This window comes from Acinetobacter sp. LipI_23, assembly GCF_058243045.1.
In genome coordinates, this window is record NZ_JBZAYJ010000001.1 from 857,584 (window position 1) to 881,308 (window position 23,725).

General features: G+C 40.7%; 27 protein-coding genes and 1 tRNA gene. 19 read left to right on the forward strand and 9 right to left on the reverse strand.

Annotated features, from left to right (window positions below; genetic code table 11):
* Positions 1-2: 2 nt before the first annotated feature.
* The 9 genes from AC4CVD_RS04235 to AC4CVD_RS04275 all read left to right on the forward strand — a co-directional run bounded on the left by AC4CVD_RS04235 (position 3) and on the right by AC4CVD_RS04275 (position 6,095).
* The gene (locus tag AC4CVD_RS04235; RefSeq protein ID WP_250316196.1) at positions 3-335 is read left to right on the forward strand and encodes a GPW/gp25 family protein; all 333 of its coding nucleotides are present in this window, start codon (positions 3-5) and stop codon (positions 333-335) included.
* On the forward strand, positions 332-1,249 hold the full coding sequence (locus AC4CVD_RS04240; protein WP_490752131.1) for a baseplate assembly protein: 918 nt from the start codon (positions 332-334) through the stop codon (positions 1,247-1,249). Before AC4CVD_RS04235 ends, AC4CVD_RS04240 begins: the two co-directional genes overlap by 4 nt.
* A complete protein-coding gene (locus AC4CVD_RS04245) occupies positions 1,246-1,776 on the forward strand; it encodes a phage tail protein I (protein WP_490752133.1) in 531 nt (176 codons plus the stop codon). Before AC4CVD_RS04240 ends, AC4CVD_RS04245 begins: the two co-directional genes overlap by 4 nt.
* Entirely contained in the window at positions 1,776-2,735 is a 960-nt protein-coding gene (locus AC4CVD_RS04250) for a phage tail protein (RefSeq protein ID WP_490752135.1), read from the forward strand. Before AC4CVD_RS04245 ends, AC4CVD_RS04250 begins: the two co-directional genes overlap by 1 nt.
* Positions 2,732-3,142, forward strand: coding sequence for a hypothetical protein (locus AC4CVD_RS04255; protein WP_490752137.1), 411 nt, complete (start codon positions 2,732-2,734; stop codon positions 3,140-3,142). Before AC4CVD_RS04250 ends, AC4CVD_RS04255 begins: the two co-directional genes overlap by 4 nt.
* A gap of 76 nt (positions 3,143-3,218) precedes the next feature.
* Positions 3,219-4,412, forward strand: coding sequence for a phage tail sheath subtilisin-like domain-containing protein (locus tag AC4CVD_RS04260; RefSeq protein WP_490752139.1), 1,194 nt, complete (start codon positions 3,219-3,221; stop codon positions 4,410-4,412).
* A 12-nt stretch (positions 4,413-4,424) separates the two neighbouring features.
* Positions 4,425-4,934, forward strand: a complete 510-nt coding sequence (locus tag AC4CVD_RS04265) for a phage major tail tube protein (RefSeq protein WP_163123752.1) — start codon at positions 4,425-4,427, stop codon at positions 4,932-4,934.
* A 3-nt stretch (positions 4,935-4,937) separates the two neighbouring features.
* Entirely contained in the window at positions 4,938-5,213 is a 276-nt protein-coding gene (locus AC4CVD_RS04270) for a phage tail assembly protein (protein ID WP_348958082.1), read from the forward strand.
* A 270-nt stretch (positions 5,214-5,483) separates the two neighbouring features.
* Positions 5,484-6,095, forward strand: coding sequence for a hypothetical protein (locus tag AC4CVD_RS04275; protein ID WP_428871827.1), 612 nt, complete (start codon positions 5,484-5,486; stop codon positions 6,093-6,095).
* Positions 6,096-6,157: 62 nt separating this feature from the next.
* Here the strand turns inward: AC4CVD_RS04275 and AC4CVD_RS04280 are convergent, their stop codons facing one another.
* Positions 6,158-6,388, reverse strand: a complete 231-nt coding sequence (locus tag AC4CVD_RS04280; protein WP_428871826.1) for an excalibur calcium-binding domain-containing protein — start codon at positions 6,386-6,388, stop codon at positions 6,158-6,160.
* Positions 6,389-6,428: 40 nt separating this feature from the next.
* The gene (locus tag AC4CVD_RS04285) at positions 6,429-6,680 is read right to left on the reverse strand and encodes an Arc family DNA-binding protein (protein WP_428871825.1); all 252 of its coding nucleotides are present in this window, start codon (positions 6,678-6,680) and stop codon (positions 6,429-6,431) included.
* 110 nt (positions 6,681-6,790) lie between these two features.
* Between AC4CVD_RS04285 and AC4CVD_RS04290 the strand changes: the two genes are divergently transcribed.
* The 6 genes from AC4CVD_RS04290 (at position 6,791) to AC4CVD_RS04315 (ending at position 12,063) form a co-directional block, all read left to right on the forward strand.
* Positions 6,791-6,955, forward strand: a complete 165-nt coding sequence (locus AC4CVD_RS04290; RefSeq protein WP_428871823.1) for an Arc family DNA-binding protein — start codon at positions 6,791-6,793, stop codon at positions 6,953-6,955.
* 111 nt (positions 6,956-7,066) lie between these two features.
* Positions 7,067-7,960, forward strand: a complete 894-nt coding sequence (locus AC4CVD_RS04295) for a KilA-N domain-containing protein (protein ID WP_428871822.1) — start codon at positions 7,067-7,069, stop codon at positions 7,958-7,960.
* A gap of 91 nt (positions 7,961-8,051) precedes the next feature.
* On the forward strand, positions 8,052-10,412 hold the full coding sequence (locus AC4CVD_RS04300) for a phage tail tape measure protein (protein ID WP_490752143.1): 2,361 nt from the start codon (positions 8,052-8,054) through the stop codon (positions 10,410-10,412).
* Positions 10,412-10,870, forward strand: a complete 459-nt coding sequence (locus AC4CVD_RS04305) for a phage tail protein (RefSeq protein WP_490752145.1) — start codon at positions 10,412-10,414, stop codon at positions 10,868-10,870. The genes AC4CVD_RS04300 and AC4CVD_RS04305 overlap by 1 nt, the downstream gene beginning before the upstream one ends.
* A complete protein-coding gene (locus AC4CVD_RS04310; protein WP_119064391.1) occupies positions 10,871-11,080 on the forward strand; it encodes a tail protein X in 210 nt (69 codons plus the stop codon).
* The gene (locus tag AC4CVD_RS04315) at positions 11,071-12,063 is read left to right on the forward strand and encodes a phage late control D family protein (RefSeq protein WP_490752147.1); all 993 of its coding nucleotides are present in this window, start codon (positions 11,071-11,073) and stop codon (positions 12,061-12,063) included. Before AC4CVD_RS04310 ends, AC4CVD_RS04315 begins: the two co-directional genes overlap by 10 nt.
* A 53-nt stretch (positions 12,064-12,116) precedes the next feature.
* Here the strand turns inward: AC4CVD_RS04315 and AC4CVD_RS04320 are convergent, their stop codons facing one another.
* From AC4CVD_RS04320 to AC4CVD_RS04330, 3 genes are all read right to left on the reverse strand, one after another.
* A complete protein-coding gene (locus AC4CVD_RS04320; protein WP_490752149.1) occupies positions 12,117-13,361 on the reverse strand; it encodes a tyrosine-type recombinase/integrase in 1,245 nt (414 codons plus the stop codon).
* Positions 13,362-13,528: 167 nt separating this feature from the next.
* Positions 13,529-13,604: transfer RNA gene (locus AC4CVD_RS04325), tRNA-Arg, on the reverse strand.
* 79 nt (positions 13,605-13,683) lie between these two features.
* On the reverse strand, positions 13,684-15,036 hold the full coding sequence (locus tag AC4CVD_RS04330; RefSeq protein ID WP_005399973.1) for an amino acid permease: 1,353 nt from the start codon (positions 15,034-15,036) through the stop codon (positions 13,684-13,686).
* A gap of 331 nt (positions 15,037-15,367) precedes the next feature.
* Here AC4CVD_RS04330 and prpF point away from each other — a divergent pair, with 331 nt between their 5' ends.
* A complete protein-coding gene (prpF, locus tag AC4CVD_RS04335) occupies positions 15,368-16,558 on the forward strand; it encodes a 2-methylaconitate cis-trans isomerase PrpF (protein WP_490747938.1) in 1,191 nt (396 codons plus the stop codon).
* A 315-nt stretch (positions 16,559-16,873) separates the two neighbouring features.
* Complete coding sequence (locus tag AC4CVD_RS04340) at positions 16,874-17,785, forward strand: polyprenyl synthetase family protein (RefSeq protein WP_005399971.1); 912 nt, start codon at positions 16,874-16,876, stop codon at positions 17,783-17,785.
* A 141-nt stretch (positions 17,786-17,926) separates the two neighbouring features.
* Here AC4CVD_RS04340 and AC4CVD_RS04345 read toward each other — a convergent pair whose 3' ends face one another.
* The 4 genes from AC4CVD_RS04345 to AC4CVD_RS04360 all read right to left on the reverse strand — a co-directional run bounded on the left by AC4CVD_RS04345 (position 17,927) and on the right by AC4CVD_RS04360 (position 20,983).
* Positions 17,927-18,784, reverse strand: a complete 858-nt coding sequence (locus AC4CVD_RS04345; RefSeq protein ID WP_005399970.1) for an SPFH domain-containing protein — start codon at positions 18,782-18,784, stop codon at positions 17,927-17,929.
* A 15-nt stretch (positions 18,785-18,799) separates the two neighbouring features.
* Complete coding sequence (locus tag AC4CVD_RS04350; RefSeq protein WP_005399969.1) at positions 18,800-19,273, reverse strand: NfeD family protein; 474 nt, start codon at positions 19,271-19,273, stop codon at positions 18,800-18,802.
* A gap of 97 nt (positions 19,274-19,370) precedes the next feature.
* Positions 19,371-20,288: a patatin-like phospholipase family protein gene (locus AC4CVD_RS04355; protein WP_004981268.1), complete on the reverse strand. Its 918-nt coding sequence runs from the start codon at positions 20,286-20,288 to the stop codon at positions 19,371-19,373.
* A 65-nt stretch (positions 20,289-20,353) separates the two neighbouring features.
* On the reverse strand, positions 20,354-20,983 hold the full coding sequence (locus AC4CVD_RS04360; protein WP_005399968.1) for a 1-acyl-sn-glycerol-3-phosphate acyltransferase: 630 nt from the start codon (positions 20,981-20,983) through the stop codon (positions 20,354-20,356).
* A gap of 136 nt (positions 20,984-21,119) precedes the next feature.
* Between AC4CVD_RS04360 and AC4CVD_RS04365 the strand changes: the two genes are divergently transcribed.
* Complete coding sequence (locus tag AC4CVD_RS04365; RefSeq protein WP_490752152.1) at positions 21,120-22,376, forward strand: MFS transporter; 1,257 nt, start codon at positions 21,120-21,122, stop codon at positions 22,374-22,376.
* Between the two features lie 141 nt (positions 22,377-22,517).
* Positions 22,518-23,642, forward strand: coding sequence for a porin (locus tag AC4CVD_RS04370; protein ID WP_490752154.1), 1,125 nt, complete (start codon positions 22,518-22,520; stop codon positions 23,640-23,642).
* Positions 23,643-23,725: the final 83 nt, after the last annotated feature.

Consider the following 23,725-nt stretch of genomic DNA (forward strand, 5'->3'; position numbering starts at 1 on the left):
GTATGAATGCTGAAACGGGTCGTGAATTAACAGGATTGGAGCATTTAAAACAGTCCATAGCAGACATTTTAAATACTCCGATTGGTTCGCGTGTGATGCGCCGTGATTATGGCTCTCGATTATTTGAGTTAATTGATGCACCAATTAACAGAAGCACAGTGGTTGATATTGTTGCAGAAACAGCTGAAGCATTAATGAAGTGGGAAGATCGTCTGGTGGTTAGTGCTGTAGATGTAACGAGCGCAGTAGTAGGACAGATTGTTCTAAGAATTACTGGTAAATACAAACTTGATGGAAAAACTGTTCAATTGGATGGGATTGTGGTGGGCAAATGAGTACAGTCGATTTTTCACAGCTTTTACCGCCTAGCTTAATCACAGAATTAAGCTACGAAGCTATTTTCACAAAAAGAAAAGAAAGCTTCATATCTCTATATGATGCATCTGAACAGCAAGCAGTACGAGAGTTATTGCAACGTGAATCTGAACCAGTAGTGAAGTTACTGCAAGAAAATGCATATCTGGAAATGCTGTATCAAGCAAAATGCAATGCTGACGCTAGATCTTTATTGCTTGCTTATGCGGAAAAATCAGATTTAGATCATTTGGCTTTAACAGAATACGGGCTAACACGCTTAGTCGTCACGCCTGCTGATAACACAGCAATACCACCAGTTGAAGCTGTGTATGAATCTGATGAGCGATTGCGTGAGCGTTGTATTTTGTCCTTTGATGGTATGAATACGGCTGGATCTGCAAATGCGTACCGTTATTTCACATTATCGGCAGATGGTCGAGTAGATGGTATTAAAGTCCGATCAGAGCCTGAGAATCCATATTTATTAGATGTTGTGATTACACAGGTTGATAGTATCAATGGGCAAGCATCAGAAGAGTTGGTTTCAATTGTTCAAGCTGCATTAGATCCTGATCATGTGCGTCCTATCTGTGATAGACCAACAGTAAAATCTAGTTTGGCCACAAATTACCAAATTGAAGCAGTTTTATATGTGGGTAAAAATGCTGAAGATGTTTTGCTTCTTGAAGCTGCAAATATTCGATTAGATAAATACATTAAAAATGCTCAAAAAAACGGTGAAAGTATTTACCTATCTGCAATTTATGCTGCATTGCATGTAGATGGGATTGAGCGAGTACAAATTATTTCACCGACAGCAGATTTGGTAATGGATAATTATCACCATCCATATTGCACCACAAAAAGTATTACGGTTGGAGGTGTGATTTGACAAGTTTACTTCCTCCAAATTCCACAGACTTAGAAAGAAAATTTGCTGAAGCAGGTAAAGATGCTTTTGATTTACCATCAATTCGTATCATCAAAGATATCGATCAGGTACCAGCGCAGTTTTTACCATTTATCGCATGGCAAAAGTCAGTCGACTATTGGGATGAGAACTGGCAAGAAGCGTTAAAACGTAAAGTCATTAAAGAATCACGAGCTTTACATCGTTTAAAAGGCACGCCAGCAGCAATTAAACGTGCACTAGAACCCTTTGGTTATGAAGTGAACTTAATTGAGTGGTTTAAAGCGGTACCTAATTTAGTGCAGGGCACTTTTAATTTAGAGCTAAACGTCATTGGCAAAAGTTTAAATGCAGAAACATACGCTGAAATTAATCGCTTAGTTTCGGAATCAAAAGCAGCATCACGGCATTTAGCAAACCTTACCGTAACAATTAACCCAATTTTAACGATACGCAACCTTATTGTGCATCAAACAGCATTAACGTATATAAGTGAGCCGAGGTCATAATGCCTGAGTATTATAATGTCACAACTAATTTAGGCGATGCTGAAATAGCAAATGCTATCGCCACAAATACAAAGTTGAATATCACTCATATTGCTTTTGGTGATGGTAACGGTTCAGTACCAACGCCAAATAAGGCACGAACATCTTTAGTTCGTGAAGTTCACCGTCAAGCTGTTACTAAGTATGAACGACATGTAACAAATTCCAATTGGCTTGTTATTGAAACGATTATTCCATCTGGGGTTGGTGGCTTTACAATTCGTGAAATGGGCATTATTGCCAATGGAAAGTTGATTTCACATGGTTCACATGCACCATTTGAAAAGGTAGCTGACCCTAGTGGTGTCAGTGAATATCGACTTCGTTTTACTCAAAATGTAACTGATGGTTCTGTTATTGAATTGACATTGGATGAGTCTTTAATCTATGCAACACAGGCATGGATTGATGATAATTATATTAAGCGCAGTGAAATCGTAGACAACTTAACAACCAACGATTCAACAAAAGTCGCTTCAGCAAAAACTGTCAAAGAGTTACAAGATGGAAAATTAGAAGCTAGCGATTTAACTGATGCATCAACTATTCAAAAAGGCATTGTACAAATTGCCACAGATCAGGAAGTACAAGCTAGCTTAGATACTTCTAAGGTCATTACACCATCACATTTAGGTTTGATTTGGACTTCTGTAGGAAAAAATGGAGTCGATGTTTCTGCAAGCAGAGCAATTAATACGATTTATAAAAATACAGGTCCTCGATCAAAATTTGTTGCGATTGGTAAGTCTAATCAATCAAGTGCAATGCAATTAAATGTAGATAATGTGCAATGGGGATATGCGACAGGTTCAAATGAGGATAGTCAGTTTAAAACTCTATACGCGATAGTTCCTCCACAAGCTGAATATGGCACAGTTGGTTCAAGTGGTTTTAGATTTTGGAGTGAGATCGAATTATGAGACATTTTTATAAAAAAGATGGGCGTATTTATGAATTTTTGGTTGATCAACTAGATCATGTGACAGACGAATTTACGGCAATGACTATTGCTGAAATTGATCGCCATCTTTTTCCTGAAAAATATATGACAGAGCAAGAACAGCTTGAATTGAAACGTTCACAATATCCTAAACTAACACGCTATCAATTTATGCGTGGCATGCTTGAATATGGCTATAAATCATCTGATATTGAAGCTCAAATCATGCTCATTGAAGATGAATACACACGTGAATTAACGATGATCGGCTTTAAAGAAGCAACGAATTTTGTTCGCACAGACCCCAGCATTGATGTTATGCGTGACATGTTAGGTAAAACTGATTTAGAAATTGATGAGTTTTGGGAATTGTGTGTGACTTTTTAAGTCACAATTGTGAATAATGAAAAGCTCTGCTTAAAGCGTAAAAATTGACTAAAATCTTCAACTGAGATTGCGGTTAATGAGCGATTTATTTTTACATGGGATTCAAAACGCCACGGCAGATGGTGGTGAACGTCCCATTACAACTGTACGTAGTTCCACTATTGGTTTGATCGGGTCTGCACCAGAAGCTGATCCTTTAATTTTTCCACTGAACAAACCTGTTTTAATTGCGGGGTCACGCACGCTTGCAGCTAAGCTTGGTGCAGAAGGAACATTGCCACAAGCGCTTGATTCAATTTTTGATCAAATTGGCGCCGTGGTTATTGTTGTGCGTATTAATGAAGAGGAAACAGCACCAGCTACATTAGCAAATGTAATTGGTGGTGTTGATGCAAACACTGGTACATATGAAGGTGTGCATGCATTCTTAGCATCTGAAAACATCACGGGCTTTGTCCCTAAAATTCTAATTGCACCTGGTTTTACACATACGCGTACAGAAGCAGTCGGTGAAACACCAGCTACATCAAATCCAGTTGTTGCGGAATTGATTGGTATTGCAGAGCGTTTAACAGCAGTCATTGTTGCCGATGGACCAAATACCAATGATGCAGATGCAATTGCATACTCGAAAGACTTTGGTTCTAAGCGTGTATTTTTGGTCGATCCTAAGGTTTTGAAATCAGTTGACGGTGAAACTTCACAAGAATGGGCAAGTGGTTGTGTTGCGGGTCTGATTGCTAAATCAGATAATGATCGTGGTTGGTGGTGGTCTCCGTCTAACCAAGAAATTAACGGTATTGTTGGTACTGCTCGTGCAATTGATTTTGCAATGGGCGACGCGAATTGTCGTGCTAATTTGCTCAATGAAAAAAATATCACAACAATTATTCGTCAGCAGGGTTATCGTCTTTGGGGCAACCGCACACTTTCAAGTGATTCAAAATGGGCATTCTTATGTGTTGTACGTACAGCAGATATGATTGATGAATCATTAAAAGCTGCACACCTTTGGGCTGTAGATCGTGGCATTACAAAAACTTATGTAGATGATGTGATTGAGGGTGTGAATGCTTACTTGCGTTACCTCACAAACATCGGTGCTATTTTGGGTGGTTCTTGTTGGGCAGACCCTGATCTAAATTCAGCAGATCAAATCGCACAAGGGAAAATCTATTTCGATTTTGACTTTACGCCAGTGTATCCAGCCGAGCATATTATTTTCCGTTCTCACTTGGTTAATGACTATATCAAAGAGATTTTTTCTTAAGGAGTATTTGAGATGGGTGTAGCAAAGGATATTCGTAAGAATTTTAATTTATTTGTTGATGGTCGTGGCTATGCTGGTAATACAGATGAAGCCAATATGCCTGAATTGTCTTTACAAACTGAAGAATACCGCGCTGGTGGTATGGATGCCCCGATTGATATCACAATGGGGATGGAAAAGTTAGTTGCTGACTTTACTTTGAATGCGCATGACCGTGATGTCTTGTCTTTGTTTGGTGTGAAAGAAGGTAGTCAAACTTCATTTACAGTACGTGAGGCAATGGAGTCATTTGACGGCACAGTAACAGCCGTGGTTCATAATTTGACGGGTAAAATTGTCAAAATTAACCAAGGCACATCAAAAGCTGGTGAAGCACCTAAAGATAAATATGACTTGTCTTTGACATATTACAAGCAAACGATTGGTGGTCAGGTTATCCATGAAGTTGATGTGATTAACATGGTTCGTATTATTAACGGTACAGATGTGCTTGCAGATATTCGCTCAGCATTAGGAATGTAAAAGATGGAAAATCAAGAAAAAGATTATATTAAGGAAGGTGAGGGCAAAAACACAATTGAATTAAGTCGTCCTTATGGTGGCATTCAATTTGTAGATATGCGTGAGCCAACAGTACAAGATTTACTGACAGCTGAATTACAAAGCAAAGGTAAGTCCAGTGCTGAACAAGAAATTACGATGTTTGCAAATCTTTGCGAAATTGAACCCGATTTTATTAAAGGTTTGGGTTTACGTGATTATGGTCGCATTCAGGATTCATATCGACTTTTTACATCTTAAGTGCAAATAACATTCGTCAGCATGTAATTGCACTATCATCATTTACATCATGGTCATTGACTGAAATTGAGAGATTACCAATTTCAAGATTGGTTTGGTGGTGTGATGGATTGCCAAGAGAATAAAGCACCTTAGGGTGCTTTCTCTAATTCCTCATTTGAAATTTGGAAATCTTAAAGGGTGGCATTTGAGATGCGGCCCTTTATTTTTGAATATGATTGTTTTTTGTTATGATGTTGGCACTTTTACTTGATAAGAATAGGGTTATATATGGGGGCTTTGAATAATTGCATTCTAGTACTTCTAATTGCAGTATTGGTTGGATGTTCCTCTGATGAGACGCCAAAAACGCAAGAACAAGTTGCGGCAGATAATGCTGAGAAAATCAAAAAAATTACAGAATCAGTAAAGTTGAGTGTGTCAGATAATACGCCTATTGATCGAATACAGGCTGTTATTGAATCGCTTGATGAAATTGAAGATGAAATTCAAGACGCTCAATTTTTTAATAATCAAATTATCAATATTCGATTGAAAGCACATGATTCCACAGATTATTTAACAGTCGTTCACACTGCGGAAAATGCTAAGAAGGTCATTGATGCATTAAAGAAAGAGAATGTTACCGATCTCAAACAATTTAATGTTATGCAGAATGTGACCCTAGTCGATAAATACAACAACAAACATGATAGTGAACTTTATACACTAAAGTACAATTACCCAGAGCTTATGAAATTTAATAGTGATGGGAGTACAACATATTTTAATTTTCTAAAGTTTGCTGAGTACTCAGCTAATAATAGGCTTGGGAGTGAGACTTTTTTAAATTTTTGTCTTGAAGGTGCTCAGTTTACTGGGGATTTTTGCAAGATTAGATAGTTTTAATAGAAGTAAAAATGATGCTCAGATTTGAGCATCATAGAAAATGCTTTGATCTGCTATCATTTTTTCTTAGTGGGGCAGTTTTTACCATTACCACCAGGTAGACAATCACAGGCTCTACCATCACCGTCACGATCTAGGCTTTTCCATCCTGCTTGACCTGACTTTTTGCGTGCTTCATACCAATTTTGTGCTTGCTGTTGAGTAGAAAAGTCTTTGCATTTTTTCGCTGCGGCAAAGGTTGTTGTAGCGGGTAGTATTATTAGCAGTGTAAGTAGGATGATTTTCATTGTGTCTCCAAAGAATAAAAGCAATAGATGTATATTTAAATTATTTTTTAATGCGTGCGACTTCTTCTACCGTAAGATGAAGTCCTCTTGAGTTTAATTTATTGAAAATAAAATATATAAGTTCATCAGCACTCAAATCATCAAGAGATTTATTAATATTTTTAAAACTTTGCTCTAAGCGATAAACAGCTTCAGCGTTAATTGATCGACCGCTCAATTTAGCAGCCTCTTCTACCTGTTGTTTCAATTCAGCGGGTACTCGTAGATTGAATTGCGGGTCAGTTCTAGCCATTGTGTAATATCAAAAGTTATCTGTAGGTTGTAAGAATATGTTAGTACGGTGCTTGACATCAATATTAGCACCGTATTAGCATTAGCACTGTAATATTACAGAGATTCGAAATGGCGAGAACCGATAAGCAAATGAATTTCCGCATGCCACATGAGAACGTGGATAAAGTAAAAATTCATGCAAAAAATGAAAAACGATCAGTAACGGCTCAGTTAAATCTGATTATAGAAGAATGGCTTGAAGCAAAAGAACGAAAAGAGAGTGCGAAAGCATGAAATCAACTTCGGTCAATTTGACCGAACAGCAGACAACAAAAAAGCGCACCCTGACCTGAGAAATCAAATGCGCTTTCGTGTTGTTTAACCCAAACCAATAGGATTAGAACTATGTCTAATTTAACACAAAATTTCTCAAGTCCAAACAACCAGCCCTTAGTCATTGGTGAATTTGCTATTCGCCAAGACGATGAAGGTAGATATTCACTTGCTGATTTGCATAAGGCGAGTGGTAATCTTGCTAAGCACAAACCTTCTAACTTTTTGCGTGTTGAACAAACACAGGAGTTGATTAAGGAAATTGAGCAATGCTCAGATATAAGCCTTTGTGAAAACAACCACTTCTCAAATATGAGAAGTGCTGTAAAAGTAATTAATGGTGGTAATAATCGTGGTACGTACGCGGTTAAGGAAATGGTTTACGCATACGCAATGTGGATCTCCGCAAAATTCCATTTAATGGTTATTCGTGCTTACGATGCTATGGTTATGCAATGGCAGATTAGCGATAGAAAATCCATTTCACCTGAGCAACAGGCTTTATTACATGAGATTGTAGATCGTCGATCTAAAGGTGAGCGTAAGATTTATGCTGAAATGTGGAGTCGCCATAATCGACACTTTAAAATCCCACGTTATGCGGAACTTTTAGCTATTCATTTTCCTGAAGCAGTGCATTATTTAGAAACAATGGAGTTAAAGGCTAAGATTGTTGAGCCAAAACAAGACTTGATTGCGGTAGATCGACACTACGATCAATCAGTGCAAGGGTTAGCTTGGCACATGCTTTGGGTTCGTGAGTGGTGGCGTGAGTTTGGTGAGGCTATTCGCACTATTAGCCCGCACATGGCTGGCGCGGTGCATGACCACTTTCAGGATGGTGCAATGTTTGCTTTTCATTTCATAGATAAAGACGAGTTGAAGAAGCAGCGTGATCGGATGGATTACTATCAATGGCATCTAAACCCCGCAGAACGCATGGCATTAGATTACAAGCGCAAATAAAACACAAACCTCCTTCGGGAGGTTTTTCTTTGCATAAGTGAATAATGAATAAAAGGCATTAAAAATAACAAAATGGCACATTGGTTTAATTGTGTCAGATGCAATGTCAAATAAGAAATTAAATGCCATCATCACGATTGGTGGTGAAGTTGCAGGCTCTTTACGCACTGCGATAGGAAGTACCACATCACAGCTCGGTAAAATTGGGTCTGAAATTCAGCGCGTTAAAAAACAGCAATCTATGCTAGGCGAATCTATTCGCACATTCGGAAGCATGGGTAAAAATGTTGATAATTTACGTGCACGGTACTCTGGTGTTACTGATGAATTGAAGCGCTTAACGCGTGCACAAGAAAAATTAACAAAAGTCGAAGCATCAAGAGTTGAAAATCAACAAAAGCTTCATGAGCTCACAAGTCAAATCGGATCTACTGTTGCAACTGCAGTTTCATTCGGTGCGCCTATTGTGATGGCTGCTAAGTTTGAAACAGCAATGCTTGGCATCGCAAAACAATTAGATGGTGCGCGGGATGAAAGCGGGAAGCTAACCAAAGACTTTTTTAATATGCAGAAAGAAGTTCAATTGCTTGGACGAGAACTACCAATTGCCACAAATGAAATCGCTCTTATGGTTGCTGAATCATTAAAAATGGGTGTGGCCAAAAAAGATGTAATTGAATTTACAAAAGTTGTTGCTGAGATGGGGACAGCATTTGAATTGCCGGTTGATCAACTTGCTCAAGACATGGGTAAGATTGCCAATATGTATAAAATCCCAATCAAGAATATTGATGATTTAGCCGATACCATTAACTATCTTGATGATAAAGCGATTGCATCCGGTAAAGATATTATTGATTTTATGCAACGCGTGGGTGGTACAGCGTCCATGGTTAAAATATCAGACAAGCATACAGCTGCCTTGGGTTCAACATTGCTTACACTTGGTGAAAAAGCTGAAACTTCAGCAACAGCAATTAATGCCGTGTTCTCAAAACTTGGTGCTGCAAATACACAATCAAAACCATTTAGAGCGATGGTTGAAGAATTAGGCTTGACGACTGGTCAATTGGGTCGTGGAATGCAAACTGATGCAATCGGCACTATTTTTGAAGTAATGGATAAGATCAAGAAGCTTCCTAAAATTGCTAAGGATGGTCAAACATCACAGATTGATGCTGTTACAACTTTATTTGGTGCTGAACATTGGGATACAGTCTCTAAATTAATGGAGAATAGGGCCGAGTTAGAAAAACAATTGCGCCTTTCTACAAGTAGCGATGCAAGTGGAAGTATGAGTCGAGAATTTAAGGCTCGAATGGAGACAACAGAGGCGCAGTGGCAAACATTTAAAAACCGAGGTTCGGAATTAGCTGTCAATATTGGAAGTGTTCTTTTACCTGCAGTAAATTCAATTATGGCAAGTGTTGGAAATGTCGTTTCTGTATTTGCAGATTGGTCTAAAGAGCACCCTAAGCTAACTAAATTTATAGTGACCACAGTTGTAGCGCTAGGTGCATTTAAAGTTGGCTTATTAGCGGCTCGTCTAGCAATCCTTGCTATTAAATCACCATTTTTATCTTTATCTAGTGAATTTGTAAAATTGTCTGCTTCTGGTGGTATTACAGGGAGAGTATTTACAGCTTTACTTAATCCAGTAGGTTTATTGAAATCCGCATTCGGTATGGTTGTTCCAATAGTTAAGCAGGTTGGTTTTATTCTTTTACGCACGCCGTGGGGGATAGCTGCTGCAGCAGCTGTCGCAGCAGGTGTTTTGATCTACAAATATTGGGATCGCATCAAAGCGTTCTTTAGTGGTTTTTGGACTGGATTAAAACAAGGACTTGAACCTGTTATTGCATCTTTTACAGATTTATATAAATCGATGTCTTGGCTAGAGCCAGTAATTCAAATGATTGGTAATGGTATTGGGATTGTCTATGACTGGTTTATGAAGCTTATAGCGCCAACAAAGGCCACGGATGAACAGTTAAGAAATGCTACAAGTGCGGGTGAATCCTTTGGCAAGATTGTTGGTGGAGCAATCAACATTGCTTTGGCACCTGCAAAAGCGCTTATGGGTGTACTTGAGTGGATTCATAAACATATTGGTGGGGTGATTGGCCAAGTCGCGGATCTGGCAAATAAGGCGTCCAGTGTTGGAAGTTTTTTTGGTTCGGTTAAAAGTACTTTTGGTTTGGGAGCATCCGAGCAGAAGAAGCCTCAAGCATCTCGCGCCGTGCCATATCGTACTGCTGGGCCAGCTCCTCAGATTCGTGGTGCAAATACTAAGAGTATTGCACCACAGCAACACATTACACAGTCTTTCACTGTGACCGCCGCACCAGGACAAAATCCAAATGAAATTGCCAATTTGGTGATGCAAAAACTGAAGAGTGCGAATGCCGTTGCCCAACGTGGCTCAATGATCGATGCGGGGTATGCACAATAATGGACGGTCAAATTTTTGGTACATTCCTCTCAATGATGAAGTTGGGAACATTTAGGTTTTGTATTTATACAGCTGCATATCAAGAACTGAATCGAACCACAAATTATAAGTGGGGAGAACAAGCGGTTTTTGGCGGTTGGGATAACTTACAGTATTTAGGACCGGGTGAAGATGCAATTTCATTAACAGGCGTAGTTTACCCTGAGTTTAAAGGTGGTACGGGGCAAATTGACGACCTAAGAGCATTGGCTGCAACAGGACAACCTCAATTACTTGTGAGTGGTACAGGTAGAATTTTAGGTTATTGGGTCATCAATAGCATTACAGAAGGCCAGACTAGGTTTGCTGCTTTTGGTGTTCCTCGCCGGCAAGAATTTACAGTGAATATGCGTAAATACTCTGATAGTCCTGAGCGCTTAGGTTTACTTGGCACACTAATGAATGCAATAGGTATATAAATGGCTCAATATTCAACGAAAGATGGTGATACTTTAGATGAAATCGCTTATCGCTATTATGGAAACACGAACAACAAAGTCGTGGAAAACATCATTGAAGCGAATTTTGGTATTACAGATTATCCAGCAATTTTACCTGCGGGTGTTTTGATTGAGCTGCCTGAAGTAACACAATCAACTGAAAAGCAGAAGGTGAAATTATGGGATTAAAACCTTGCTTCTCTGTCATTGCGAATGAAACTGATATCACCAGCATCATTTCAGATTTGTATGAATATATCTCTATTACTGATGGCACGGGCTATGAATCAGATACTTGTGAAATATCTTTAATTGATGATCCTATTCGCCCTATTGAGTTACCCAAAAAAGGGGCTGAGTTAAGAATCTCTATGGGATACGACTTAGCAATGGTTGATATGGGGCTTTTTATTGTTAGTGAAGTTTCGTTATCTGGACCACCTGAAAAAATGGTGATCCGTGGTCGTGCTGTACCTCAATTGACAAGTAAAAGCGGAATGACATCGTTATCTTCGCAAAAAACACGCTCATGGCCGAAAGGTACGACGATCTCTGCTGTCGTGACGAAGATCGCAAGAGAGCATGGTCTAGAGCCTATTGTGAGTAAATCGGTGTCGGCTCTAAAGCTTCCTCATTTTGACCAGTCGGATGAATCAGATTTAAACTTTTTACTACGTATTGCCAAACGCTATGATGCTGTTTGCAAACCCGCAGGCGGGAAACTGCTTTTTGTGAAGCGTGGTGATATTGATTTACCGACTCTGACGTTAGCAAAAGAAGAAGTTAGCGACTGGGAAATGACATCAAGTACAAGTGATAGCGCGGGTACTGTGATTGCTTATTGGCATGATAAAAAGGGCGCTAAAAAGCATGAGGTGAAAGTTGGTGATGGTGAGCCAGTTAAAAGATTAAGACATACTTATCAAGATGAGAAAAGTGCATACGCAGCTGCCCAAGCATCACTTGATCAAGCGCGCCGTGATGAGGAAAAGTTAAGTTTAAATTTACCAGGTAATCCTCAAATTTCGGCAGAAATGCCAATAACACTTGTGAATTTTAGAGAGGGTATTGCTGGAGATTGGATTGTTGAGCAATGCGCGCATAATATTGATAAGAGCGTTGGTTTTAAAACATCTGTTAATGGTGTAAAAAGCTTAAAAGAGGAAGAATAGTCGTAGTTGGAGTGGATTTACAATCTTATTCCGTAGGGCCGTAAAAATGTGGTTTACATAATTTCACGGCTTTTAACTTCGCGAGATTTAGAGTAATTATTTTTGATTTCATCGCAATAATCAGACCAGTGTTGCATCATTTTTCTACGCTTATCCAAGTGTTTAGTTCGATTATAAGCACGACCATGCATATCTTTAACTTTGTGCGCAAGCTGTTGTTCAATAATCTCAATAGGGTAGCCCAAGACTTCTTCAAGTATTGTTCGAGCGGATGCACGAAAACCATGTCCACATACCTGCTCAGATGTATAACCCATTCTCCTGAGCGCTTGGTTGATGGTATTTTCAGACATTGGCTTTAACTGCGTGGTAATCGCAGGGAAAACGAATTCACTGCATCTTGTGATGGGTTGCAGATCGATTAACGCTTCAACAACTTGTTTAGATAGTGGGACAATATGCTGAACACCAGTTTTACTGCGAGTCTTTGGTGGTGTGTAGGACCAAGTGCCTAGATCTAAATCTATATCAGCCCATTTTGCATGACGTAATTCGCCCGGACGAACAAATACGAGAGGTGCGATTCTTATCGCAGTCTTTGTAATAAAAGTTCCTTCGTAGAAATCAATATCATAAAGCAACTGAGCAAAGTCAAATACTTCTGTAAGCGCGGATAAATGCTTTACCTGAGGTGCTTTCAATGCGCCTCTTAGGTCTTGAGTAACATCACGCTCACAACGACCAGTGGCAACTCCATATCTAAAGATTTGACCGCATTTTACTTTTACTTTTTTTGCGGTTTCGAGCTTGTCTTGTTTTTCATAGAAACGGCAAATATTAAGCACCTCAACAGGTGTAATTTTATCTATCGGTTTTTTACCGATATATGAGTTAATAACTTCAAGCAGACGAGCTTGACCTTTAATCGTAGACTCAGCCAAATTTTGTTTAGAAACCCATTCCGCAGCAATACCCGCAAAGGTGTTTTTCTCAGACAAAATGTGTTCTTGAATGATACGCTTTTTCTCTTCATGCGGATCGATGTCTTGTGCTATGAGAGAGCGTGCATCTTCACGTTTCTGTCTTGCTTCAGCAAGGCTTACCTCAGGATATGGCCCAAAACTTAAAGTATTTCTTTTTTTAGTGAATGGTCTGGAATAATCAAAACGCCAAAATTTCTGTTGGTTCTTGTCAATATAAAGATACAAGCCATAGCCATCTGATAGTTTGGTTGGCTTATCTTCTGATTTAGCTCTTTTTATCTTTGCATCGGTAAGTGGCACAACGGTTTTAGGCATTTTTGCGGTATCACTTTTGCGGTATCTTCACTCATACCGTAAAAGATACCGTGAAAAATACTGGGTTATGGTGGACTATCATGGACTATTAAACGATATAAAACCCGCCAGATCAATTGATTTCACTATGCTTTATGGACTATGGTGGCTGACCATAGACCTTAAAATGGTGCGCTCTGCGGGACTCGAACCCACGTCGGTCGCTTAGGAGGCAACTGCTCTATCCAGTTAAGCTAAGAGCGCAAAAGTGCGGTTAATGTAGCTGATTTTAATCAAAAAAAATAGTTATTGCCGAAACAATAACTATTTAAAAATGAATATTTTATGCTTTTCTATACAAAATTTTGTATAGAACGAACATTAATACGATCCAGATTGGAATCATTATCACAGCGCCGCTTAAACCTTGAGTCCACATGATGTAAAGCACTACAGCAATAAATGCAAGAACAAGGTAGTTACTGAAAGGCGACCAAAGTGCAGGAAATAATGGTTTTTTCGCTTCGCTTTTCATGGCCTTCATAAATTGAAGATGAGTTAAGCTGATCATGGCCCAGTTCAATACCAAAGCGCCAACAACAATATAAATTAAGTTGCTGAGAGCATCTTCTGGCGCAAAATAATTCAACAGTACACAACCGAAAATGAGCAATGCAGAGAACAAGACTGCCGGAATTGGCACACCTTGCTTATTGGTTTTACTGAATATTTTAGGTGCATTGCCTTGCTGTGCTAAACCAAACAGCATGCGGCTGTTAGCATACATACCGCTGTTATATACAGAAAGTGCTGCAGTCAAGATAATAAAATTCAGTAAATGCGCAGCCCAACCAATACCTAATTGACTGAAGATCATTACAAATGGGCTCTTATCTAAGCCGCCAAGTTGCAATTCATTCCAAGGTACAAGCGATAACAAAATGGTCAATGAACCCACATAGAAAATGAGGATACGAAATACCACTTGGTTGATTGCTTTAGGAATTGATTTTTGTGGATTATCAGCTTCTGCTGCAGCCATACCAATCAATTCAATACCGCCAAAGGCAAACATGAGGAAGGCAAGCATATAGAATAGACCTTCAACACCATGCGGGAAGAAACCACCATGTGACCAAAGGTTGCTGAATGAAGCCGTAGAATCTGTACCTGCCGTAGCCAAAAGATAAAGACCAAAAACAATCATGGCGACGACAGCCGTGACTTTGATAATAGCTAGCCAGAACTCTGATTCACCATAAAATTTCACATTACCTAAATTGACTAAGGTAATGATCACAAAGAAGGTGAGAACAGATGCCCATGCAGGAATATGGGGCCACCAGTAGTTGATATACTTCGCAACAGCGGTAAGCTCGGTCATGGCCACCAGAACATATAGAATCCAGTAGTTCCAACCAGCTAAAAAGCCTGCAAATTTGCCCCAGTATTTGTTTGCAAAATGACTAAAAGAACCAGCTACAGGTTCCTCAACGATCATTTCCCCGAGTTGACGCATGATTAGAAATGCAATTAAACCGCCAATTGCATAGCCCAAAATAATGGATGGGCCAGCAGATTCAATCACATGTGCGGAACCTAAAAATAAGCCAGTACCAATTGCGCCGCCCATGGCAATCAATTGAATATGACGGTTCTTTAAGCCACGCTGAAGTTGAGACGACTCTTTATTCAAGTTATTTCAGCCCGACAATGGATAAGTGTTTCCGATTGTAATAGATCGTGAAGAAATCGCATAGTAGCTCAAAATTCATGAAAAAAAGTTATTATTCATATGAAAAATAATGTGTAATGAATTGTAAATAAAAAACATACGAATCAATATATTAATTTTATTTAAATTATCAAATTGGGAATTTTATTTGGAAACCGGACGTTCACAAATGATGTTTTTTTAGACTTAAGTCTGTATTTTACGTAGGCATAGGGAAAAAAGGTATGATGATCCTAAGTTAAATCAGATCTTTTGACTTAACACAATGATAAATATGAAGGATTCAATAAAAATGAGTTTTGCACCGCAAATCAAAATTCCAGCAACGTATATGCGTGGAGGGACCAGTAAGGGCGTATTCTTTAAATTAGATGATCTCCCAGAAGCTGCGCAACAGGCTGGACGCGTTCGAGATCAGTTATTGCTCCGTGTAATTGGTAGCCCGGATCCTTATGCAAAGCAGATTGATGGTATGGGTGGTGCAACATCGAGTACCAGTAAAACGGTGATTTTAGCGAAGAGCCAACAGCCCGAACATGATGTCGACTATTTATTTGGGCAAGTGTCGATTGATCAGCCTTTTGTCGACTGGAGCGGAAACTGTGGCAACTTAACGGCTGCTGTAGGCTCATTTGCGATTTCAAATGGTTTGGTCGATGCTGCACGTATTCCCGAAAATGGCATCTGCACAGTCCGCATTTGGCAGGTGAATATTCAAAAAACCATTATTGCACACGTACCTATTACGCAGGGCCAAGTTCAAGAAACAGGTGATTTTGAACTGGATGGCGTGACGTTCCCAGCTGCAGAAGTGCAAATTGAATTTTTAGATCCAGCCGATGATGGTGAAGATGGGGGTGCAATGTTCCCAACAGGGAATTTGGTTGACACTTTAGAGGTTCCAGAGATTGGTTGCTTTCAAGCAACGTTTATCAATGCAGGTATTCCGACCATTTTCTTAAATGCAGAAGACATTGGCTACACGGGGAGTGAATTACAAGACGCAATTAATGGCGATGCTAAAGCTTTAGCGCGTTTTGAAACCATTCGTGCCTATGGTGCAAAACAGATGGGGCTGATTCAAGACATTTCTGAAGCTGCCAGTCGTCAACACACGCCTAAAATTGCTTTTGTTTCTAAGCCAAAACAATATGTCTCGTCGAGTGGTAAAACCATTACAGAGCAAGACACCGATTTATTGGTTCGTGCACTTTCTATGGGTAAATTACACCATGCGATGATGGGTACAGCGGCTGTTGCCATTGGTACCGCAGCAGCGATACCTGGAACCTTGGTCAATTTGGCCGCGGGAGGTGGAGCACGTGAAGCCGTTCGTTTTGGTCATCCTTCAGGGACCTTACGTGTGGGAGCGCAAGCGATACAAGAAAAGGGTCAGTGGGTAGTGAAAAAAGCTGTCATGAGTCGTAGTGCTCGCGTGTTGATGGAAGGTTGGGTGCGTATTCCAGCGGAAAGCTTGGAGTAGTGCTATGTAAAAGCCTCTCTCTGTAGAGGCTTTTTTATGTCAACTCTAGGTCTGTGATAAGAAGGCTAAAAATAACTAAGACCATGAGCAGTGAATTTTAGAGCTTGATTGCTTGTGTAATGGTTGCTTGAAATAGTAGAAAAGTCATTCTTATCACCTCGTCTGCAAAAATTAATAGAATACTGTGCCTTGTTTGTGCTTTCGGCATAGAGAAAGCGGGCAGAAAGCAGTATCATGCCAACAGATCATTTCAAATGATCGGCTCAGGCAAACTGAGTACCAGATTAATTTATCCTATTGTTATTCGAGGCGAATGTGTCAGCACTAACCGACGTATCAGCAAATGCACTTCAACAGGCTCAACAACGTATTCACGATGATTTATTGACTGCACTTGATGCTTTTTCAATTCCGGAACCGTTAAAGAGTGCCGTGCATCATGCGGTCATGTTAGGTGGAAAACGTGTGCGTCCTGCGCTGTGCTATGCCACGGCACATTTAAATCCAAACAATAATGCAGCTGCCGTGCGCCGCGCCGCTGTAGCTGTGGAACTGATTCATTGTTATTCCTTGGCACATGATGATTTGCCTTGTATGGACAATGATCTTTTGCGTCGTGGTCAGCCGACCTGTCATGTGGCTTATGGTGAAGATACGGCTTTGCTTGCGGGCGATATCTTACAGTCCATGGCATTTGAAATTTTAGGTAGCCGTCTGTTTGATGCTGGCCCAGTGGTTGATCAAGGTATTGTACTGAAGCAGATGCAAATTTTAGCGACAGCGAGCTCTAAAATGGTGTGTGGCCAAGTCCTTGACCTGCAAGCCGAAGGTAAACGTGTCGATCAGACTGCACTTGAAAATATCCATCGAAATAAAACGGGTGCATTGATTTCTGCTGCGGTGATGATGGCCGCGGTGACTGTATTTGACGGTTGCGATCAAGCGATTCCAAAGTTACGCGAATATGCACAGGCAATTGGTTTGGCTTTTCAGGTGCAAGACGATATTTTAGATATCATTTCAAATACAGATGTACTGGGTAAAACCGCAGGGAAGGATGAGCAAGTCGAAAAATCGACTTATCCAGCTTTGATGGGACTTGAGTCTGCACAAGACTATGCCAAAACTTTGCATGATCAAGCCTTTGCCGCTCTGGCTTATTTCCCAATGGATGCGGCAGCAGAACTTAATCAGATTTCACAGTTTTTATTGGCTCGCCAAAGCTAAGTTTCAGTGTTTAGATTAAAAAAGAGGACATAGCCTGTCCTCTTTTTTTAATGCTTGTTTCTTAGAGGCTTGAGTTTTTCCTCAACCACAATAAAAAAGACAGCTCGAAAGCTGTCCTCATTCAATCAAATCAAGCATCAGTTAGATGTCTTTACGTCCCATAACACCACGGATGGTACTTAAAATATCGGCTGGCAACACCACTGTTTTAGCATTGTTCGATTTAGACATGTCTTGCATCGCTTTGACATATTGTTCGCCCAACAAGTAAGCCACAGGAATTTCCTTGTCGCCCACAGCCGAAGTGACCATTTCAATGGCACGCTGAGAAGACTCTGCTAAGACCACTTGTGCTTCTGCATCACGACGAGACGCTTCTAAACGACCATCAGCTTCTAAAATCGCTGCTTGTTTTTCACCGTCTGCTTTGGTCACAGTCGCACGACGTTGACGCTCAGCCGCCGCTTGAGCTTCCATTGCAGATTGCATGGTTTGCGACGGTTGAATATCTTGGATTTCAACGGTTTTTAAAGTAATGCCCCAGTCCGAGATGTCATCAGAAATAGCCGCTTTAAGCTTAGCTTTGATGTGATCGCGCGATGATAATGCATCATCCAAATCCATTTCACCGACAATAGAACGTAGTGATGTTTGCACTAAGTTTTGAATGGCCCATGTATAGTTTTCAATCCCATACACTGCATTTACAGGTGCAGTGATATTGATGTAGGCCACTGCATTCATGAGCAAAACGGCATTATCGCGGGTAATCACTTCTTGAGAGGGAATGTCTAATACAATGTCTTTGGTCGTCACTTTATAAGCCACTTCATCGACATAAGGAATCACAAAGTTGAGACCTGGATTCAACGTGGTGTGGTATTTACCCAGACGTTGCACGATCCATTTATAACCTTGTGGAACAATACGGACACCTTTAAAAATGGTGACAGCGGCAAAAGCCAAAATTGCTAAAACGACAATAAATCCACCAGACATATGCTTAACTCACTTTTATCTATTTTCGTTGGTTGAGAGGTGTGCTTTGACCATTAAATCATTGCCCAGTATTTCAACGACACGCACTCGGTCACCGACTTGGACTTTATCTAAAGTACGACAGTTCCATTCATCTGAACCGAGTACTGGAATGGGAAAGCGAACGCGAATGTGTTCATTTTCAGGGCTGGCTTGAATCACCATGCCAATTTGACCGATGGTTGCTTCGCGAGACAGTCCTGCTTTGGTTTTGTCAGTCGAAAGCGGTTTAATAAACTTAAACCAAAGTAAAGTGCATAAAATCGACAAAATAATCCACGTCACAAACTGCGTGGTAACGCCCATCATGGGGAACATCCAGTACAGAATACCGACCATAATGGCCGCAATACCGAACCACAATGCGGCAAAAGCAGGCAGAATCAGCTCTGATAGGATTAACAGAACGCCCAATACAAACCAGTGCCAAGGCTCAAAAGCAAATTCCATACATCTACTCATATATTCGTTATAGGGATATAGATGCAGAAGCATCTATATCAATTTAGCAGATGAATAAGTCTTTGAATATTAAAAATCAAATTTTTTAGAATTTGGCTTTAGGGGCAGGTTTAAAAGCAGCTGGGGTCTTTTTAAAATCGACAATGGCTTTTTCAATCGATTTAATTTTGAGCTGTGCAGCTTTTTCACCTTCTAAAATAGATTGATTGCTGGCTTTTAAGTCCAAAGTGCCCAAGTGTCCGACTTTGGGTTGAATCACCACAGTCGCTTGGCTCAATTCTTCATTGATGCTTTGCTGCCCCATAATATTAATGGTCTGGTCGAGCAAGCCCCACATATTGAGGGGTTTGTTGCCGACAGGGCGCGCTGAAATATCAATCGCGATCACAATATCCGCACCCATGTCCTTGGCTGTTTTGACTGGAATTGGGCTGACTAGACCGCCATCAACATACTTGGTTCCACCAATCACTGCAGGTACAAAAACGTTCGGAATACTGCATGAAGCACGTACTGCTTGGCCCGCATTGCCTTTGATAAAGTCGGCTTTACGTCCGGTGTCGAGACGGGTTGCTACCGCTGCAAAGCGGATAGGGAACTGTTGAATAGGTTTGTTGCCGACGTGTTTGTTGACATAGTCTTGCAGTTTTTGACCTTGAACAAACCCTTGGGAGTTGAGGGTTAAGTCTCGAATGTCCGATTCTTTTAAGGTCAAGGCAATTTGCTGAAGCTGGAAAGGCGTTTTACCACTGGCATAGATACTACCCACAAAACTTCCCGCACTGGTTCCCGTGACAATTTTAGGTTTAATACCATGCGACTCTAAAACTTTAAGCACCCCAATGTGTGCAAAACCTTTGGCACCGCCACCGCCGAGTGCAATCGCAATCACAGGTTCGCGAGCTTGAATGGGAGTTGTTGTTGGTGTTTTCTTTGATGCAAGATCACATCCTGCCATAGTCAGTGTGAGTGCACCAATCAGAGATAAACGAGCAAAATTCATGGTCAAAAATACTAAAACGCAAAACAAATAATGGTGCACATCTCAGCAGATTCGATCTTGATTTACTAGCTATTTTTTAAGCGTTTTTGTAAAGGCTTGGCCAACCATTTTGGGTTTTTCGCTGAAAATTTGCCGATATACAGATCTAAAATATGCTCTAGGTCTTGCTCAAAATCCCCAGTAGGATGAAACACACCCAAGCAGTGGATAGTTTTTTGTGCATAGTCAAAGGAAAACATCACAATTGGAATCTGTGCACCATACGCAATGTGATAAAAGCCACTACGGATGGATTCCGCTTGCTTACGTGTGCCTTCAGGTGCCATACCGACCCAAATTTTTTCTTTGCTGTGAATAATATCGATAATGTCTTGGGTTAAACCTTGGGCATGGCTACGATTGACTGGTATGACGCCAATCCACTCAAGTAAAGGTTTCAGCGGGGTATGAAACAAACTGTTCTTGCCAAAAATGGTGATTTGCAGGCCTAAGCCCAATAGAGCTGTAAAACCATGCCATGCATCGATATTTGAGGTATGCGGTGAAATAATTGCAACGGCTTTGGGGAGGTTGGGAAATTCGCCAACAAAGCGCCAACCTTGCGCTAAAAAGAGCTGCTTAAAAATAGCGCGAGTGAATGTAGACGAGTTACGACTTGGAACTTGATCTGGTAGTTCTGGAAAATATTGGTTCATTGTTATTATACTCAATCGACCAAGATGTATATCATCTCATCATAAGCACTGATTGGCTTGAATTCATTGGCAAAAAAAGTGAACGGATACCGATCTCAGATGAACATTTTGACCAATCCATGTATATAGGAACAGCATGCTACAGACTCGCAATGTATATATTTTGCTGTTTTCATTGTATTGGGCGCAGGGCTTACCTGTTGGGTTTATGACCCATGCCTTGCCTGTCATTTTAAGAGCACAGGGTGTGTCACTGGCACAGATTGGGGGCTTCGGACTACTGATGTTGCCGTGGTCGATCAAAGTGTTTTGGGCACCAGTGTTAGATCATTTTGGGATCACCCGTTTCGGCCACTATCGTAGTTGGATTATTCCATTACAGTTCCTTACGGTGCTGGTGCTGATCGGACTATCTTTCCTCCCGATTGATGGATTAAATCAACCTATTTATTTATGGGCTTTCTTTGTGGGCCTCCTGAGTATGAATTTGCTAGGGGCAACGCAAGATATTGCAACCGATGGATTGGCGGTCAATATTTTAAAAGGGGAGCAACAGAACTGGGGCAATACCTTTCAGGTGATTGGATCGCGTCTGGGTTTTATTGTCGGTGGTGGGGCAATCTTGTGGGCACTAGATTGGCTGAGCTGGCAGACCACTTTTTTGATGCTGGCGGCAATTGTCTTTATAAACACGCTGCCGATTTTAATTTATCCAGAGCCAAAACATCGAGAAGTTTCAGCAGCTCAGACCACATCTTTTAAATTCCAACAGATCAAAAACTATTTGGCTTATTTTGTCCAGAGTCCCGTACTCACAGCATGGTTAGCAGTGCTATTGAGCTTTAAAATAGCGGATGGTTTAGCAGGGCCACTTTTGAAGCCTTTAATGGTCGATTTGGGTCTGAGTTTTTCTCAGATAGGGCTTTATGTCACCATGCTGGGTGCATGTGCCGCCTTAATGGGTGCAGGACTTGCGGGCTATAGTTTGAAGTTGATTCGCCGTGCCACGGCTTTAGTGCTGTATTCAGTGCTTAAAATATTCAGTCTGGCGGCTTATACATGGTTAGCCTTTCAATATGAAAACCAGCACAGTATTCAGCCGTGGTTGATTTATCTGATTAATGCCTTTGAAGATATGACCTCATCGATGCTGCTGGTGGTCATGCTCACCCTAGTGATGCAGTACAGTCGTAAACATCTGGCAGGTACGGACTTTACTTTTCAAGTGGCGCTGATGGCTACTGTCAGTGGCGGTTTGTATAGTGTGAGCGGTCTATTGGGAGATTGGCTCGGCTATTTTAATTATCTGTGTATGATTGTAGTCATTGCGATGTTGAGCATGTGGTTTATCTTCAAATGGCGTGGCATTGCGATGCATTCAGACCTTTCATAATTCATTCATAAATAAATCATAAAAAGTGCTAAATAGTGACATAAACAATTAAAAAATATAACTAAATAATTTTTTAATTGTTCTGTCATATATGTCTGAACGGTAATATTTGTAACAAATTTACCGTAGGATATTTCGATAATGAAAACACAAATTGCAGCCGCAATCGCTTTAAGTTTAGTGGCAGGGGTAACATTCGCAGCACCTACTTTTTATGGTGAAATTGATGTCACGGCCGATTATTTACCTGAAGACAATGCTTCGCCAAATAAAGACCGCGATGTGGTCGAGCTGAATTCTAACAACTCCTTTTTGGGGTTAAAGGGCGAAGAGAAGCTGACAGATTGCTTAAATGCACTATACCAAGCTGAATTTACCTTCTATGTGGACAATGGTGGTAGCACGGATACTTTCGTTCCGCGTAATTTACTCGTTGGCTTACAAGACCAGAAACTTGGCACATTGAAAGTCGGTAAAATTGATACCCCCGTTAAACAACTGTCTTCAGTGGTAGATACCTTTAATAACTATGTGGCCAACAAAGCCGATGTGGCGGGGATTTTCACGGGTGAAAACCGAGTCGATAACGTGCTGGTCTATGAAACACCTGCTTGGGGAGTGGGCGCAGGTAAACTGAAAGCTGCGGCACTGTTAGCAACAGGTGAAGCTGGTGGTATTGAAAAATCTAAAGGCGGGGCAAAAGTTGCAGGGCGTGGTCTGGGCGATGCTTGGTCAGCATCAGTGGTCTATGACAGTAAAAAGTTTGTTGCAGGGGTTGGTTATGATAAGGCCATTCCGTCAACCTTTGCAGGACGTGGCACTTTGAATGCGTCAGTGCCTGAAGTGACTGGCGGGGTGGCAGGCAGTGCTTTTGCAGCAGCAGATACCTTACGCGCGATTGGTCGAGTAAATCTGAATAATGGTTTGGCACTGAAAGCCTTATATCAAACTTCTGAAGTGGCGGATGTACAAGGCAATGATGCTGCCGCGGCTGCCATAGACGATGCACAAGGCTGGTTGGTTGGGGCTGAATATAACTTACCGACTGCCAAAGCTTGGACAGTGAAAGCGCAGTACAGTCAAAACTCAACCAGCTTTAAAACATCTAAAGATGACTTTGATGCACAGCAGTTTATTGCAGGTGCTGATTATGCCTTTACTAAGCAAGTTAAAGCTTATGGTTACGCAGGGATTTTGACGCTTGAACAAGCATCATTTGAAACCAAACAACCTGTAGTAGGTACGGGCATCGAGTACAAATTTTAATGTTTAAGTGATAGAAAAAAGGCGCTGCACAGACAGTGCCTTTTTTATTTAAGCGAGTTTTAAGTTTAGAAAACTACATTGGG